The 16,681-nt window shown below is 44.1% G+C and carries 13 protein-coding genes; 9 read left to right on the plus strand and 4 right to left on the minus strand.

All coding sequences use genetic code 11. The features are described from left to right. Window positions 1-51 precede the first annotated feature (51 nt). The 3 genes from EO92_RS05960 (at window position 52) to EO92_RS05975 (ending at window position 3,310) form a co-directional block, all read left to right on the plus strand. Window positions 52-1,554: an L-aspartate semialdehyde sulfurtransferase gene (locus EO92_RS05960; RefSeq protein WP_048170023.1), complete on the plus strand. Its 1,503-nt coding sequence runs from the start codon at window positions 52-54 to the stop codon at window positions 1,552-1,554. Between the two features lie 2 nt (window positions 1,555-1,556). Next, complete coding sequence (locus EO92_RS05965) at window positions 1,557-1,943, plus strand: 4Fe-4S binding protein (protein WP_048135013.1); 387 nt, start codon at window positions 1,557-1,559, stop codon at window positions 1,941-1,943. A gap of 554 nt (window positions 1,944-2,497) precedes the next feature. Next, window positions 2,498-3,310 (plus strand): DUF166 domain-containing protein, encoded by an 813-nt coding sequence (locus EO92_RS05975; protein WP_048170025.1) that lies wholly within the window; start codon window positions 2,498-2,500, stop codon window positions 3,308-3,310. A gap of 88 nt (window positions 3,311-3,398) precedes the next feature. On the opposite strand, the gene EO92_RS05980 is transcribed toward EO92_RS05975, so the two are convergent. After that, entirely contained in the window at window positions 3,399-4,121 is a 723-nt protein-coding gene (locus EO92_RS05980) for an AIM24 family protein (RefSeq protein WP_048170027.1), read from the minus strand. Between the two features lie 212 nt (window positions 4,122-4,333). Here EO92_RS05980 and EO92_RS05985 point away from each other — a divergent pair, with 212 nt between their 5' ends. Further along, complete coding sequence (locus EO92_RS05985; protein ID WP_048135022.1) at window positions 4,334-4,696, plus strand: Mth938-like domain-containing protein; 363 nt, start codon at window positions 4,334-4,336, stop codon at window positions 4,694-4,696. Window positions 4,697-4,826: 130 nt separating this feature from the next. Here the strand turns inward: EO92_RS05985 and EO92_RS05990 are convergent, their stop codons facing one another. Further along, window positions 4,827-5,726 carry a mechanosensitive ion channel family protein gene (locus EO92_RS05990; protein ID WP_048170029.1) on the minus strand — a complete coding sequence of 300 codons (900 nt, stop codon included), beginning with the start codon at window positions 5,724-5,726 and terminating at the stop codon, window positions 4,827-4,829. Between the two features lie 219 nt (window positions 5,727-5,945). Here EO92_RS05990 and EO92_RS05995 point away from each other — a divergent pair, with 219 nt between their 5' ends. Continuing rightward, window positions 5,946-7,223, plus strand: a complete 1,278-nt coding sequence (locus tag EO92_RS05995; protein WP_048170030.1) for a hypothetical protein — start codon at window positions 5,946-5,948, stop codon at window positions 7,221-7,223. Between the two features lie 11 nt (window positions 7,224-7,234). Here EO92_RS05995 and EO92_RS17545 read toward each other — a convergent pair whose 3' ends face one another. Next, the gene (locus EO92_RS17545; RefSeq protein ID WP_156165733.1) at window positions 7,235-7,438 is read right to left on the minus strand and encodes a hypothetical protein; all 204 of its coding nucleotides are present in this window, start codon (window positions 7,436-7,438) and stop codon (window positions 7,235-7,237) included. Between the two features lie 686 nt (window positions 7,439-8,124). Between EO92_RS17545 and EO92_RS17550 the strand changes: the two genes are divergently transcribed. The 4 genes from EO92_RS17550 to EO92_RS06010 all read left to right on the plus strand — a co-directional run bounded on the left by EO92_RS17550 (window position 8,125) and on the right by EO92_RS06010 (window position 14,774). Continuing rightward, the gene (locus EO92_RS17550; protein ID WP_156165734.1) at window positions 8,125-8,289 is read left to right on the plus strand and encodes a hypothetical protein; all 165 of its coding nucleotides are present in this window, start codon (window positions 8,125-8,127) and stop codon (window positions 8,287-8,289) included. A 94-nt stretch (window positions 8,290-8,383) separates the two neighbouring features. Further along, window positions 8,384-10,723 (plus strand): DUF3160 domain-containing protein, encoded by a 2,340-nt coding sequence (locus EO92_RS06000; RefSeq protein WP_048170032.1) that lies wholly within the window; start codon window positions 8,384-8,386, stop codon window positions 10,721-10,723. An 805-nt stretch (window positions 10,724-11,528) separates the two neighbouring features. Continuing rightward, window positions 11,529-13,892, plus strand: a complete 2,364-nt coding sequence (locus tag EO92_RS06005) for a DUF3160 domain-containing protein (protein ID WP_048170034.1) — start codon at window positions 11,529-11,531, stop codon at window positions 13,890-13,892. 396 nt (window positions 13,893-14,288) lie between these two features. Further along, complete coding sequence (locus EO92_RS06010; RefSeq protein ID WP_048163471.1) at window positions 14,289-14,774, plus strand: hypothetical protein; 486 nt, start codon at window positions 14,289-14,291, stop codon at window positions 14,772-14,774. A 536-nt stretch (window positions 14,775-15,310) separates the two neighbouring features. Here the strand turns inward: EO92_RS06010 and EO92_RS06015 are convergent. Continuing rightward, the gene (locus EO92_RS06015) at window positions 15,311-16,531 is read right to left on the minus strand and encodes a homocitrate synthase family protein (RefSeq protein ID WP_048170036.1); all 1,221 of its coding nucleotides are present in this window, start codon (window positions 16,529-16,531) and stop codon (window positions 15,311-15,313) included. Window positions 16,532-16,681 lie beyond the last annotated feature (150 nt).

Here is a 16,681-nt window from a genome sequence, read left to right on the forward strand (position 1 = left end):
ATTCTGGCAAAAATTACCATCCAGATAAATTTGTACTAAGAGGAAACCCGCATGGTTGAAAAATCGGTTCATGAGATCAATAAAAAAATTGAAGATGGAAGCGTCAATGTAGTCACAGCCGAGGAAATGGTCGGGATTGTTGAAAACCTTGGCGTGGAAGGTGCCGCAAGAGAAGTGGATGTGGTCACTACAGGCACTTTCGGAGCCATGTGCTCTTCAGGTTTGATGCTTAATCTAGGTCATTCGGAACCCCCAATTAAGATTCAGAAAGTCTGGTTCAATAATGTGGAGGCATACAGCGGACTGGCTGCTGTTGACGCTTACCTTGGAGCTGCCCAGATCTCGGACACACGCGGGATACAGTATGGTGGAGCACATGTTATTGAAGACCTGCTGAGGGGAAAAGAAATCGATGTGCATGCAACTTCCTATGGGACAGACTGTTACCCCAGGAAAGTACTTGATACGACAATCACCCTTAATGACCTGAACGAGGCAGTCCTTCTCAACCCCAGGAATGCCTACCAGAAATATGCTGCTGCAACAAACAGTTCAAAAAGGATTCTGAACACCTATATGGGAGAGCTTCTGCCCAACTTCGGGAATGTAACCTATTCCGGAGCTGGAGTGCTTTCTCCTCTCTCAAATGACCCCAGCTATGAAACTATCGGGATGGGCACAAGGATTTTTATGGGCGGAGCCCAGGGCTACATTATCGGAAACGGGACCCAGCACTCCCCCTCCAGCGGGTTTGGGACCCTCATGCTTAAAGGGAACCTGAAGGAAATGAATCCTGATTATTTAAGGGCTGCTTCTTTTACAGGCTACGGGACAACCCTTTATATGGGAATTGGAATTCCGATCCCTATTCTTAATGAAAAACTCGCAGCCTCAACTGCAGTGCGTGACGTGGACATTATGACCAGTGTCCTCGACTATGCTGTGGGCAGCAAGGATAAGCCTGTGATAAAGCAGGTAAACTATGCCGAACTAAGGTCAGGCTCGGTGCAGATTGATGGAAAGGATGTTCCGACCTCCTCCCTCTCAAGCTTCAAGAACGCAAGAAAGATTGCAAATGAACTTAAGGAATGGGTAAAGCACGGGAACTTCTTTGTTAGCATGCCTGTGGAACGGATTTGCTGTGAAGGCTCGGCAAAATCCATGAAACAGACTCAGGCAGTACCTCTCGTAAAAGACGTCATGTCCGATTTTATTGTAACAATCAAAAAGAACCAGACGGTTCAGGACGCTGCAAAGAAAATCTGGGAGAACTCCTTCAACCACCTTGCTGTGATTTCGGATACAGGTGAACTGGTAGGAATCCTGACCGCCTGGGATATCTCAAAAGCCGTCGCCGAAAACAGATTTGATTCCGTAGAAAGCGTCATGACGAAAAAAGTCCTTACCTGTGCCCCGAACGAACCTGTAGATCTTGCAGCTCGCAGGCTGGACCGTTACGGCGTTTCTGCAATGCCTGTAATCGATGCACAGAGACAAGTCCTCGGAATAATCACCAGTGACAATATAAGCAAACTTCTTGCAAGGAGGTACTGAGCGTGAAAATAAAGATCAGCATCCCTACGGAAAGGATCCATAATCCCATTATCTCCGAGTCCATTATCGAAACAGGAATCCTGCTTAATATCATGGTCGCTAATATCGACTCGACTTACGGAGAACTGATTGCAGATGTGAAAGATTCCAGGTTCGACAAGATTAAAAATGCTCTCGAATCAAGAGGGGCAATAGTTGCGATTCTGGACCGGCCCATTCACAGGGATGAGGAAGAATGTGTTGAATGCGGAGCCTGCATCTCAGTCTGCCCGATGAAGGTTTATGCTTTTGATGAGACCTGGGGCCTCTGCGTGGACGAAAAGAAGTGTATCCAGTGCGGCATGTGCATCAAGATGTGCCCGCACGGGGCTTTAAAACTTGGAGAATGAAAGAAAAACCGATCCGCGGATTTTTCTTCTTTTTTCTTCTTTTTTTTCACCTTTTCTTTTTTCTATCTTTTCCTTTTTTCCTCCGATTTTCCTTTTTTTCTATCTTTTCCTTTTTTTCTATCTTTTCCTTTTTTCCTCATCTTTTCCTTTTTTCCTCATCTTTTCTTTTTTTCCTCATCTTTTCCATCTTTCTATCTTTTCTTCCTTTCTCCGGTTTTCAGCTTTTTTTATCCGGCATAGAGCGCTCATACAGGAGTTTAGTTGTGGATACTGATTTCTATTTTGAAACTCCCCTTATTTATAGATTGAAACAAATAATTATAATGTATAGTAAGATGATAACAGGTAAAAGTCATCTGCTGTTAGAAGTGTATGCTGTCTGAAGTACTTTCTTCCAGAGCTGCATTTTAAAAGCATATCAGCAACTCCCGCAAAAGCAGATTTTTTTCTCTGTATTTTTTCATTCTGAGAAACAAAACAGGCGGGGGAATCTTTACAAAGAAAGTGAATTTGCATAGTGCCTTTGGAATCCTTGAAAAAGGGGGAGCAAACCTATGAGAATCCTTGTACTTTATTCAGGCGAACTCGGAAAAAAAGTTATCCAGAACCTTATAAATCCGTCAAGTTTCTGCGTGTCGTGCGGTGAGCTCTGCAACCACTGCCGCCAGGCAAGGAAATCTTATGCAAACCTGATTGTGGGAATCCATGAGTTTCCGGACGACCTGCCTCCATTTATTGAAGAGCCCGCCCAGTTCCTGCCTCCAAAGCTTCCGGAATGTGATTTGATCCTTGCTATAGGGATCCACCCCGACCTCCTTGCAGCCCTTCCGGAAGTCGTGCAGAAAACGGGGACAAAAGCCGTAATTGCACCTGCTGAAGACTCAAAGAAGACTCCTGCCGGCGTCCTTGAGCAGCTCAGAAAAGAACTCGAAGCCACAGGTGTTGAATTCGAGGCTCCAAAACCCTTCTGTGCCCTTGAAAAGACCGGAAAGCCAATCATAGATGCTTTTGTGGACCTTGGCTTCGGAAGGCCGGTGCTCAGGATCGAGATGAGCCCTGACGGGAAGATGTTCATAGGAGCAGGCGTAATCCGGGATGCCCCCTGCGGCTCAACCTGGTTTGTCGCAAAAAAACTCGGCTGGACCGATGTTTCCGGATACAAAGAAACCGTCTCAGGAGCCCATCACTCCTACCCCTGTACCGGAAGCATGGACAAAGACCCCCAGATCGGGGATACTATCCTGCACAAAGCCGGATATATCATCAGGGAGGCTGTGGAAGACGCAATGGAATGTGCAAAAAAAGAAAAGGACAGGCTTTCGACAACCTGCGGCGATGAAGTTCAAGCCATGGCTTCTGAAAATTAATACGGAAAAGAAGAAAAGGCACAATTTTTTCCTTTCCTTTCCTTTCCTTGCCCTTTCTTATTTTCCGGAGTAAAAAACCCGATTTGGGTTAGGTGTAAATTACGTTTGAAACTCTTTTTTCGGTCTGCGTCTGGAAATATACCTCTTCATAAGGCTGGACCACTACAAATCCTTCTCCTCTGAAAACCATCTGGACGGATTCTCCACTGCTTTTTCCAATGAGAGTTTTCAGGGAGATGTCGGTTTTTATCTCCGGCTCAAGGTTTCCTGACCAGGCAACTGTGACGCTGGGGGAAGTGAAGACCGGACGTTCTTTAGTTACCCTGAAGGTCAGAGGGTCATGGTGGGTGGTGATGGCAATTATACCGGTTCCTTCAAGTTTTACGTTGTAAACCTCATTGTCCATTACTCCTGAGAGCTTTCTCATCATCTTGATATCCCAGTTGATAGAGTTTTCAATAGCCAGGATGTCGTTACAGTTTACGAAGATAGACTCGTTTTCAAGTTTCAGAACCGAGACCTTCTTCCCTTTGTCCGCAAGGTAGAGTTTTCCCCTTCCTTCTGCTTTTATGAGGCTGATACCTTCTCCTGCAAGGGATATTTTCACGAGCTTTCCAAGCCCGTGTTCAAGGCCCCCTTCCCGCATAAACCTTATATCCCCTGTGTATGCGACCATGGAGCCCATTTTTGCCCATACCATGCCGTTGAGGTTTACCTCTAGCAGGTGTTCTCGTTCCAGTTCAAAAACTCCCTGCCCAGGGGCTCTTTCTCCTGTGCTTTTGATAAAATCTTCTAACGAATGGCATCCCATCGTTTTTTCACCTCTGGTCATATTTGTATTTTTATTATAGTGTCACTGTTTAATATTTTCTAATAAATATAAATAAGTATTCCTGTATTCCTTTCAACTAAACTGATGTGAGTTTATGTATCCGGAGCAAACTTCCTGTTATTTATATGAAGCGTGCTAAACAATTGTAAAATATAAAATCTCGTTTTCAGTTTTAATTTCAGGAGGTAGCCATGAAACCAAAGATTGATTCCACAAGTTTTGGTTCGATTACTGTAGAAGGAGAGACTTTTGATTACGATATTCTCATCCGCCTCGACGGCAGGGTTGAAAACCGGGAGAAAATGCTTTCAAAAGAAAAGTACGGGACTTCTCATAAAATATCTCTTGAAGAAGCAGAGCATATTTATGAGGAAGGGACAGAAAAAATCATCATAGGGACCGGGCAGACAGGGTTTGTGAAACTTTCGGAGGAAGCGGAAGACTTTTTCACGGGAAAAAAATGCGGAATAGAGCTTTTCCCGACTCCCTGGGCAGTTGAACGCTGGAATGAAATCGAAGGCAGAGTCTCTGCAGTGTTCCATATAACCTGCTGAGAAACAAAGACAGACAATTGACAGGCAATTTTAAGAAATAAGGCAGAGCTGTCTGGATTTTTGCTGAAGCAGCCCTGCCTTACGGTAAACTCCTGTAACTGCATTTTTTCTGCATTTTATCCGGTTATATTTACTCAAATGCTTTTATTCCAATGCTTTTTGCTTGAATTTCCTTTATTTCCTTTTTTATTTCTTTTACATGTACATCCATCTGAGGGAAGGGGATTTCAATTCCTTCTCTTCTGTAAGCCTCAAAGATCCCTGCAGTCAGATTATTCTTTACAGCCGCAAAGTCCCCTGTTTTTGTCCAGGCCCTTAGCTGCAAATTTACGGAAGAATTAGCAAGTTCGGTAGTGACCACTGCCGGTTCAGGGTCCGGGAGTACAAGAGGGTGCCCTTTCATAAGGTCGAGAGCTATCATGATAGCTATTTCAATGTCTGAAGAATAGCTTATGCCCACATCCACGGAGGCCCGTCTTGTAGGCATGCGTGTCATATTGACAATGGAACTTCCCCAGACAAGCTTATTCGGGATTGTTATAAGCTGGTTGTCAGGGGTCAGGAGTTCTGTCGACATAATCCCGACTGCTTTTACTTTCCCCGTCTGTCCGTTTACTATTACCATCTCTCCCATGTCAATAGGCCTGATTGCCGCAACCCATACTCCGGCTGATAAGTTCGTAAGGGTGTCCTGCATCCCCAGGCCCAGAACCAGACCTATTATCGCAGAAAGCCCTACTACAAAACTATCCACATCAAAACTCAGGCTCTTCAAAAAGGCCAGGATAACTATCACATACAGGAGGATGCTCAGAAAATGTGCAAGAAACTGAGTCGTAAGGTCAGGTAGTTTTGTTTTCTGTATTCCTTTCCTGAAAATATAAACAAGAAATTTTACTGAAATAAATCCTCCAATCAGCACTATTATTGCGAAAATCAGCCTGGATACTGTTATATCAGTATACGGAATCATCTGTTCTATTATTCCATTGCTTATTCCATCAATTCCATTGCTTATTCCATCACCCATTTTTTATTTCCCTCGCTTTTTAACACATATAGGGATTTAAGAAATATACCCCAAATAACTGCGTCAAATAATTAACTTTACCAAATTATTTATCCTATTAAATTATTAATTATTTTAAGTATTAAACCCTAACGAGTTCTAAACCTTAAAAAATTATTAACCTATAGATTTATTTGCTCCATATATTTATTAAACTCATCAAATTCAGGAAGGCCTAAATTGAAGTGGATCAAAAAGCTCTTCGGAAAACAAGAAAGCTCTCACGAGAAAATTATTTCCAGTGAAGTTAGTTTTGATGAACTGCCCGCATTGCTGGAAGAGAGTTCTCAAAAAATATCTTCTGAAATAGAAAAGGATGTCTCGGGCCTTTTCAGAAAGCTTGAAGTTGCGATTTCTGAGCTTAAAGAAAGCAATTCCAGGCTTCTGGAAGCAAAAGTTGAGGGAGATTTTGACATAAGGGCTGTAAAACGAGCAAAGAGCAACCGGGAAAATGTAACAAAACAGGTCGGAGTCTTCATAGATAAATTAGGAGTTATGGAGAATACGGATTTCAGGGCTCTTAAAGGGTTTCATGAAGCAGCTGTGCAGAATCTGGACACCTGCCTTGAACATATGAACCAGAGTTTCCGATACACCAGGGCTGTCTTTCCTCAGGAGTCAAAAGACGTTACTGAAAGCCTTGGCAGGTTGGGTCAGGTTCTTAATGAGCTAAGGGAAACGATTCGGGGGCATAAAAGGGAAATGGAAGCTATTGAAGCAGCTTCTACAGGCATGAAAGATATTCAGGAATTATCTGCCTCAATGGAGGCTGAAAACCTGGAAATCGAATCTAAAAAACGGAAAATCCAGACTTTAAAAGATGAAATTGCCAGAACCGGTCAGGCTCTCGAAGATTTCAAACAGGGAGAAGCCTGGCAAAATCTGCAGAGCCTTCAGGGAGAATTAGATATTGCCAGAGACAGGCTCAAAAAAGCCGAAACAGGCCTGAACTCCCTTGTCATTCCTTTTTCAGGCAACCTCTCAAAGATAAAAAAACTCCATGAAAGCAGCAGGTATACTTTAAAGCCAGAGGTAAAGCAGCAGCTTGATATCTGCCTTGAAGCTCCTGTAAACCTTGACCCTTCTTTTTTCCTGGAGCTTCAGAAGGTTTTTGAGGATCCTGCCCTTGACATACAAACTCAGAAAAAAGAGAAAACCCTGGCACAGGTCAGATCTGCAAGTTCGGGCTTTGAAGAGAAGAAAAAAGAATATATTGCAGCTCAAAAAGCGTTTGAAGCAAAAAAAGCCGAACTCGCAAGCTCAGATACCGGAAAACTTGCCGGCCTTGAACACAAGGAGGCAGAACTGCTGGCAAGAACCCGCATGCTTGAAGAAGAAGTTGAAATTTCCGAAAAGAAATTGACTGTTTTAAAGGAAGAACTTAAAAGTAAAGAAAAAGAGCTTCAGTCCAGTGTGACCGTAATTGACAGCAGCGTAAAAATTCAATTCCTGCCCTGAGATTCAAGAATTTATAATATTACCAGGAGAACCTGAATTTTAGAGGGGATTTTTAGAGAAATCCCCCTTACCTGAGTAATACCTTCCCTTGACCACAAATTACTTTTCCAGTCTAATTTTCTATCTCTTCTAGTTTTTGCTTTTTTCCTGTTGCTTTTACTTCTGGCTTTCCTCTTCTCTACCTTTTTGCAGGAAAGACCACTATTCTGCGTCAAGCGTGACAAGACGGTTCGGTAGAGCGAATACGGTTGTATGGATCAGAGATATTTGTAATTCAGTCCTCTTGAGAGAATCTCACTGCAATAAACTATAAATTAGTCTGCTTGAGCGAGCGAAGCGAGTGAAACGGACCGCGTATTCCCGAGTCGCAATTCGGGCGAGTCGCAATTCGGGCGAGTCGCAATTCGAGCGAGGCGCAATTCGGGTGAGGCGCAAGTAGGAAAGTGCAACTTGGCAAACAAACTTTTAACCTGACCAAACTGGAGGCTTTAATCCAGCTTGTATGCTTTGAACCTCCGCAAACTTACATAAAATTTTGATAACTTCCACTCAGTTATTATTCTATTTTTGGCAGGAAAATAGTCAACTTTATTCTCTAACAATGGCTCAACTTTTTTCTCACTGAACCCAAAAATATTCACCCTTATTTTTTTGGAGCTGGTTTTCCATAGAGACTTCAATAAACCAGGTTTGTTCTCTTATTCAGATTCATAAGCCTGTTTTCTTCAAAACATAACTTCAAAATGGTTTGAAGTTTAATAAAGAATTAAATGCTTTGCGGAAAAATAAATAACTAAAGAGAAACAATTAGTTATAGGGAATCAGGGTATATTTTAATGACTTATGTAAATAATTTATAAATTTTAAAACTCAAAATGGGATGTAAAGGGGATAAAAAAGTTTGAACAGAAAATTCCAAATTCTGCTGTTAATAGGGGTTTTGCTACTTATTGCAGGCACGCTTCTTAATATTACAAGAGATCCGCTTCTCTTGAGCTCAGGAGCTGTGGCTGCACTATTCATGATTCTGCTTTTTAGAATAGACCCTCTGAGCCCTAACGAATAACAGGGAAAGAGAGGTTTTTTTCTTTATTTACATAGAAAACCTAATAATTTTACGTTTAACTTATTTTTTACTGATTTTGCCTGAGGTATAGATTATGGATCCTGGAATCAGATCAGCATCAATCTACCTGATGCTTTTGCTTTTTGTTTTTTTTGCTGGCTGCTCCGATCAGAAGACAGAGCAGGACACGCCCGGCTACGCTGCAGATGTACTCAAAACAGAGGCTGTAACTTATTCGGGGCTTCTGGGCCAGGGTGCCTCCCTGCCGATAAATTATAATCTGGAAGCCCTCGATGTCGAGTTAAAAGCGCCTTCTTATGAGTTGCCCCTGGAAAGAAATAAAATCTCCAACTATGGAAACTTTTCAGGCAGAATCCCTCTGAACGAATCCGCTCTTAAAATGCTGGAAAGTAATGGTTTTGTGGTAATAGAAAACCCTTACAACCCCGCAGAAGAGGACATAACTTCAATGTACATTACCCTCAAAGAAGAGGAAATACCTGTTTTTATTACTACGGACTCCCTTCTGCACCTCTACCACATCCAGTTTGATGAGACCCTGCGCCAGATAGAGGAAAAGGAGTTTTACGATACTCTCTGGGAGACTGACCTTGCCCTGCTAAACGCCTCGGTAGAAGAATATAACAGTGCTTCTAACAGTGCTTCAGGCGAAGAAAAGGAAGCCGCAAGAAGAAACACAGCCTACTTTGCGGTTGCTTTGAGCCTGCTCCAGCCGAAGCCTGAGCAGATACAGGCAGCAGAAGACCCTTACGGCTTTGTTGATGAGGCTCTTTTCCCGGCAGGTTCGGCAGAACAATATCAGTTTGAGGTCCCTTCGTTTGTAAAAGAAGAGGTTGAAGCCGAACTCGCTTTGATAGAAGCACACGAAGGCTTTGTTACCTCTCCTATTTTCCTTTATAAGGAGGACTATTCTCAGTACGTGCCAAGAGGCCACTATACCCGCTCCGAGAAGCTGCAAAACTATTTCAGAGCCTTTATGTGGCACGGCAGGATAAGCATGCTCCTGAAGGATGAACTGATTAAATCCGAAGATCCTGCAAAAGATGCCCGCATCCAGACCATCCAGGCAAGCCTGATTTCTTCTCAGCTCGAAAACGAGCCTGAGCTTCTCAAAAACTGGGACAGGATCTACGGGGTTACGGCTTTTTATGTGGGTTTTTCCGATGACCTGGGGCCTTACGAATATATGGAAGCAATGGATTCTGTCTTTGGCAATGGAGAAAGGGAGTTTAACGAAACAACGGTAGAGGAGTTAAAGACCGTACTTGCCGAATACCAGGGCCCGAAGATCTACGGAGGCACAGGGAACTGTGTCCTGGAGCCGCCCTTCACCCCGGAGCAGGCTGACGAATGCCTCGAAAATACCACAGGCTTCCGTTTCATGGGGCAGCGCTTCATCCCGGACTCTTATATGTTCTCAAACCTGGTCGGAGCCTATACAGGAGAATATCAGGGAGAGAGGGAAGAGCCCTTCACTTTCGTAATCTCAGGGGCAGGAAGACCTATAAGGGGTTTCCCGCGCGGGCTTGACGCAATGGCTCTTCTGGGTTCGGAAAGGGCGGTTTACTGGCTCGACGAACTGAATGATTCCAGCTACGAAAATTACAGTGTCCGGTATGGGGAACTGGATTCGGAATTCTCGAATTTCAGCGCAGCCGAGTGGAACAGGAACCTCTACTGGTCCTGGCTCTATTCCCTCCAGCCCCTCCTGAAGGACTATGGGGAAGGATACCCTACCTTCATGCAGACCGATGCCTGGCAGGATAAGGAACTGAGCACCTCGCTGGCTTCCTGGACCGAACTCAGGCACGACACTATCCTCTATGCCAAGCAGAGTTACACTATAGTTGAAACATCTATGCCCATGCCTCCTGAAGAAAAACCGGTTGTAGGCTATGTGGAGCCAGTCCCTGATTTCTACGCGAGGCTGCTCGCCTTAACGAAGATGACAAACCAGGGCCTGGACGAAATAGGCGTGCTTGACCCGACATCCAGAACAAGGCTTACAGACCTTGAAAACATACTTTCCAGGCTTCAGGCAATTTCGGAAAAGGAACTCGAAAATGAGGAACTGACAGCAGAAGACTACGAGTTCATCAAGAATTTCGGAGACCAGCTTGAAGGGGTCATAGCTGACGTCGACGATAAAGCCAGAAAAACCACAGTTGTGGCTGATGTCCATACCGACGGCAACACGGGAGCTGTACTGGAAGAAGGAGTCGGATACGTGGATATGGTCGTAGTGGCATATAAGCTTCAGGACGGCAGAATCCTTGTAGGAGCCGGACCCGTTATGAGCTACTACGAGTTCAAGCAGCCCATGTCCGACCGCCTGACCGATGAAAAATGGAGAGAAATGCTGGAGGCAAACCCGCCGGAAAGGCCGGAGTGGACCTCCACATATACCTCTTAATTTTGCTCTCAACTATTTTTTAATTTTTTTATTTTTTTCAGCTTTTGGTGGTCCCTCATTAACTGTTTGATCTATTCTATACCCGGAGCTAGAAGCTTTCAATTCGTCTTCCCCACGCTGCGTTGGGCCTGGGCCGGCCTGTCAGCCAGATAAAAAATAACCCAAAAATCGACATCTCAATAAAGAGAGGCAAACATTGAAGGAAATAGCCCCATAACCGAGAGAATACTTTCATTTACCCGGGACCGGCTTTTCAATTTAAAGGTAAATATCAGCGCCTCCGCCAGCTTGTCTGGCGGCCCTATCCAGAAAGCAGAAAGAAGCAAAAAGAAACAAAATAATTACAGGTTTCCACGTTTACTTCTACTTATTTCTTACAGGTGCACTCAATTGTATTTACTCTTCTGCTTATCTACGTCCTTTTCTTTTTTTCGCGGGAAAGACCGCTCTCCTGCGTCGAGCAGAACAAGAACGGTTCGATATAGAGAATAGGGTTGTACGGGTCAGATACATTTTTTAATTTTTCATTTTATCAAAAAAGTCAACCCGGTGACAGGGAATGGCCTGTTTTTTATTTCTCAAATTTTTTAGCTGGATATGACTTAACCGGATTTTGAATAGATTGAAATATTGTAATGAGAATAACATATGGAAAAGTTAGTTTTTTAAAAAGTTTGGCCCCCTATACGAACCTTCGGTTGCAAAACAGGAATAATCTGAACCCTGACTTTGAAGGTAAAACCCCACCTTTCTGAGCGAGCAAAGCTCGAATCCGATACTGATCCAAAGCGACCGAGATGAAATAATGAAGAACCAAACTCAGATAGTTGTAGCCCTTTTGATGTTTTTTATTTTTTCAGTCTCCCTTTTTACTGGAGGATGCCTGGAGCAAAGTTCCGGGTTAAGCGGGGAGAACGGGACAGAACAGGGAGAAGAAGCAGGCAATAATAAAATCGCTTTGACGGGTAATCTGAAAACCGAAGCAGTAAATCTTTCCGGTCTTGAGGCAGGAAATTCATCTCTTGCAGGAAACTACAGGCTTGAAGCTCTTGATATAGAATTAAAAGCTTCCCAATACGAACTGCCCCTGCAGGAATCGGATGTTACGAATTACGGAGAGTTTTCTCAGAAGTTTTTGACAGATGAAGCAGCCCTGGAGAAGCTGAAAGAAAACGGATTTGTGGTAATTTCTAACCCTTACAATCCGAAAGAAGAAGATATCACTGTTATGTATGACAGGCTTGGAAGGGAAGGACAGCTAATTTTCATAACTTCAGATACCCTTCTCCACCTCTATCACGTCCAGTTTGACGACAGCATAAGCCAGGTCGAGCAAAATGAATTATATGACCTTTTGTGGGAACTCGATAAAGCCCTGCTTAATGCATCTGTAGAGGATTATAATAGAGTTTCAGGAGAAGAAAAGGAAGCCGCAAGAAGAAATGCAGCCTACTTCGCAGTTGCATTGAGCTTGCTCCAGCCAGAAGAAGAGCAGATAAAAGAGATTAAGGACCCTTACGACCCGGAAGCTGGAACATACTTTGACCCAGCAGCAAAGGAAAAGTATCAGTTTGAGGTTCCTGTGTTTGTAAAAGATGAAGTCAAAGCCGAACTGGCTCTTATCGAAAAGCAAGAAGGCTTTGAAATCTCTCCAATTTTCAGTTATAGGGAGGACTATTCTCAGTACGTGCCGAGAGGCCACTATACCCGCTCTGAGAAGCTGCAAAACTACTTCAGGGCCTTTATGTGGCACGGCAGGATGAGCATGCTCCTCAAAGGTAAATTGATCCAGGCCGAAGACCCGGAAAAAGAATCACGCATCCAGACAATCCAGGCAAACCTGATCACCTCCCGACTCGAAGACAATCCGGATCTCCTTCAGAAATGGGATAGGATCTACGCGATTACTGCTTTTTACGTAGGCGTTTCTGACGACCTCGGACCTTATGAATATATGGAAGCAATGGAAACAGTATTCGGAAGCGGGTCAAGGAATTTTAACGCAACAACGATAGGAGAGCTGAAAGTGGAGCTTGCCGGGTACCGGAGCCCGGAGATCTACGGAGGTACAGGAAGTGGAACCCATGAGCCCATTCTAACGGCCGAGCAGGCTGATGAACTCCTTGAGGATACGAAAGGCTTCAGGTTTATGGGCCAGCGTTTTATCCCGGACTCTTATATTTTCTTCAGGCTCACCGGTCCCTATACTAAAGATTACACAGGAGATCAGGAACAGGTGCCTTTTACCTATAGAGACTCCGAATACGGCAACAACAGGGGTTTCCCGCGTGGGCTTGATGCGATGGCTCTCCTGGGATCGAAGAGGGCGGTTTACTGGCTTGACGAACTGAACGATTCCAGCTATAAAAATTACAGTCTTCGGTACGGGGAACTGGACTCGGAATTCTCGAACTTCAGTGTAGCCGACTGGAACAGGAATCTCTACTGGTCCTGGCTTTATACTCTCCAGCCCCTCATGAATGATTATGGTGAAGGCTATCCCACCTTTATGCAAACCGATGCCTGGCAGGACAAAGAATTGAGCACCTCTCTGGCTTCCTGGACCGAACTCAGGCACGATACGATTCTCTACGCTAAGCAAAGCTATGGAATAGAGGATTCGCTTCCTGTGTTTGGGGACAAATCCGTGGGGTATGTCGAGCCTGTGCCCGAACATTATAACAGGCTGCTGGCCCTTACCCGGATGACCGCAGACGGGCTTGAAGAACTGGATGCGCTTGATGAAGATACTGGAAGAAACTTTGAAAGCCTCGAGAGAGTCCTGGAAAAGCTTATCGAGATTTCCGAAAAGGAACTTGAAAATGAGGAACTGACAGAAGAAGACAAATTTTACATTTTCAAGTTTGGAGAAATAATCAAAACGAGCGTGAGTGTTGACGAAGAAGCCAGGAAAACTACTCTCGTTGCAGACGTCCACACCGAACCGAATGACGAACTTGTGCTTGAGGAAGGGACAGGATACGTGGATATGGTGATTGTGGCTTACAAGGTTCCTGACGGCAGGGTTTTCCTGGCTGCAGGGCCTGTTATGAGCTACTACGAGTTCAAGCAGCCCATGTCCGACCGCCTGACCGATGAAAAATGGAGAGAAATGCTGGAGGCAAACCCGCCGGAAAAGCCGGAGTGGACCTCCACATATACCTCTTAATTTTTTTATTTTTCAAAGTCAAAAAGATCGATATTACCTGAAAAATTTCTGGAGAGCATAGCAAGGACTGATTTGCATGGACTCGTTTACTGCGGTCAGAAATTGCCCGGAGATAGACATAGAAAGATATTAATTGTATAAGTGTGAGTAATAATATGTGGGTTATATCATTATAGTAAGCCCCTTTATAAAACCATGAGGTAATAATATGTGTAGTGTTGGAGATTCGTTTGATATCGATATGGAAGGGAAATTGCCGTTTAAACAGTATGCATGCAAGGACTGTGGGAATAAATTCAAAGGTATTGGCAAGAATGTGAAGTGTCCTTCCTGCCAATCTGCAAATGTAGCAGAGTCCTGATAATCAACTGGATTTTTTAGATACTTGTTTTTAACATGGAAAAATCGACCTCTTCTAAAGACATTTCACTGAAGGAAAGTGAAATGCTTCTCCTGCGCGGCACAGCAGGAATAGTGGCTATTGTGAAAGCAGGTCCGAATGGGCAGTACTTTCTGGAAACTGAAAACGAAGAAATTGTACTCGGGCTGGAACCTCATGACCTGATTGTTGCCTCTGCGTTTTCGGTGGATGAGAAAACTGAAAAAGGGCTTAAATGCGTTCTCTTCATGATTCGGGAAATCAGGTCCCCATTAATAGTTCTTCCAAAGAAACATCCTGCATCACCAAGGCTTCCAATCGTAGTTTCGGCTGGTAAAAAGACTGTGCTTAACTGCAATATCACACCTGGCACACACCCGAATCAGGACGTGCTCTGCGGTTCAAATGAATTTGATAGCCTGGAGGTAACAGGAACACTGGAGGGTGTACAAATTAAAAATATGCCACAGTGTGAGGTATTAAAAGTTAACTTTGATATCTGACCAGCCCATCTCTTTAATCCAATTATCCCTTATTCTAATATCAGATGTCAGCTTCCTTTTTTAGTACTCTCTGATTAATTTGCGTATATATTGATAAATATACTCCAGAGCCCGAGACAGAATTTTTCAGTTTCTCTTCGCGCCGCAGTGGTTTGAAGCCGGCCTGTCAGGTTAAGACAAAAACAATATTAAGCCAACCGCAGGTAGGGATCCTGGATAACACTTATAAACAGATCACGATCTGAAATGATACTTTTTCTTAACCCCGAACCTGTATTTAAATCCAGGTAAAAATAAGCTCCTCCGCCAGCTTGTCTGGCGGCCCTTCTCAAAAGGAAGAAAAGAGTAGAAGTAAGAAAGAAGAAGTTTGAAAATACAGTAAAAAGCAAATTTAGATTACTACTTGCCTTTTCTCTTCTTCATATTGTTTTTAAGTCTGCTGTCCTGCATCGAGCGTGACAAAAATGACACAGTACAGCGAAAAGGTTGTACGGGTTAGAAAGATCTGTAATACACTTCATATAGAGTAATACACTTCAGATCGAAATCTTCTCTTCCCCTTCAGGTTTACTTGTTTTCTGTTCCTGCCTGACCTGACTAATTAGCTTTTCAAGCTGCTCCCGCGAGATGCTTTTACGCTTTTCTTCGGTGCAGACCTTGACTTTTTCGATCAGGGCACAGAGTTCGTCCCGTTCGAGGCAGAAGCCGATGCTGTTGATGATTCCTTTTAAGGCTTTTGTCCCGGTGTGCTTTCCGACAACAAGGTTACGCTTTCCGCCAACCATCTCAGGGAGGAAGAGTTCGTAGGTCCTCGGCTCTTCAAGGATTGCAGCGACGTGGATTCCGGATTCGTGGGTAAAGGCATTATGTCCGACAACGGCTTTGTTCACCGAGGGTGTAATGCCTGAGTATTCCGAGACCATTCTGGAAAGTGCAGTCAGCTTTGTTGTATCATAGCGGTCGATCCCGTACTGTACTCTGAGAGCTACCATCACTTCTTCAAGGGAGGCGTTTCCTGCCCGTTCTCCTATTGCATTGACTGTTGTATGGAGCTGCTTTGCCCCGGCTTCGGCGGCTACAAGGGTGTTAGCGGTAGCCATTCCGAGGTCATCGTGGCAGTGGATGCAGATTGAAGTGTTTACGGACTTAAAGATCTCGCTCACAAGGTAGTGGGTTGTGATAGGGTTCAGGATGCCAACTGTATCTGCGAGGCTTACATACTGCACTTTGTACTCGCTTTCAACTTCTTTGAAAGCCTGCTTGAGACGGTCAACCGGAGTACGGCTTGCATCTTCGGCTGCAAAACGCACTTTTAAACCGTGGTCAGTTGCATATTCAATGGCTTCCTTGGCACAGCCGAGCATTTCCTCAAAACTCCTGTGGTATTTGTATTTGAGGTGCATGTCGGACATTGCAATGAAAATGCTCACGATATCGACGTCACATTCAAGGGCAGCGTCTACATCCCCTTTTACTGCTCTTGAGAGACAGCAGATCCTTGAATTAAAGCCCTGGCTTGCAATTTCCTTTACGATTTCCTTTTCGTATGCGGAAACTACCGGAAATCCGGCTTCTATAACCTCAATACCCATGGAATCAAGCTCACTCGCCATTGCCAGCTTCTGTTCTTTCGTGAACACAACGCCAGGGGTCTGTTCCCCGTCGCGCAGAGTCACGTCGCAGATTTCGATATCAAGGGGGCGATATTCGACGAAGTCCATAAGTGTATTTCTGGAGTACTGCTCGCTCTCTGACATGGTTATTGTTTCCCGTGATTTTTATCATTTTGAGGAATTTATGATTATTTTTAATGATATTTGTATTAATTGCCCTGAAAAATTATTCAAAGGCCTGGATAAGAAAGTACGAGGCTAAAACGCCATTAAAAGTCAAAAAATCTTATATTT

Origin of the sequence: Methanosarcina sp. 2.H.A.1B.4 (genome assembly GCF_000979385.1) — an archaeon.
GTDB lineage: Archaea > Halobacteriota > Methanosarcinia > Methanosarcinales > Methanosarcinaceae > Methanosarcina.

Excerpts from the sequence above, each read along its gene's own strand:
- EO92_RS06015 (WP_048170036.1), bottom strand. The coding sequence starts at position 16,531 with ATGTCAGAGAGCGAGCAGTACTCCAGAAATACACTTATGGACTTCGTC.
- EO92_RS05960 (WP_048170023.1), top strand. The coding sequence starts at position 52 with ATGGTTGAAAAATCGGTTCATGAGATCAATAAAAAAATTGAAGATGGA.
- EO92_RS05985 (WP_048135022.1), top strand. The coding sequence starts at position 4,334 with ATGAAACCAAAGATTGATTCCACAAGTTTTGGTTCGATTACTGTAGAA.
- EO92_RS05980 (WP_048170027.1), bottom strand. The coding sequence starts at position 4,121 with ATGGGATGCCATTCGTTAGAAGATTTTATCAAAAGCACAGGAGAAAGA.
- EO92_RS05975 (WP_048170025.1), top strand. The coding sequence starts at position 2,498 with ATGAGAATCCTTGTACTTTATTCAGGCGAACTCGGAAAAAAAGTTATC.
- EO92_RS06000 (WP_048170032.1), top strand. The coding sequence starts at position 8,384 with ATGGATCCTGGAATCAGATCAGCATCAATCTACCTGATGCTTTTGCTT.
- EO92_RS05990 (WP_048170029.1), bottom strand. The coding sequence starts at position 5,726 with ATGGGTGATGGAATAAGCAATGGAATTGATGGAATAAGCAATGGAATA.
- EO92_RS06005 (WP_048170034.1), top strand. The coding sequence starts at position 11,529 with ATGAAGAACCAAACTCAGATAGTTGTAGCCCTTTTGATGTTTTTTATT.
- EO92_RS06010 (WP_048163471.1), top strand. The coding sequence starts at position 14,289 with ATGGAAAAATCGACCTCTTCTAAAGACATTTCACTGAAGGAAAGTGAA.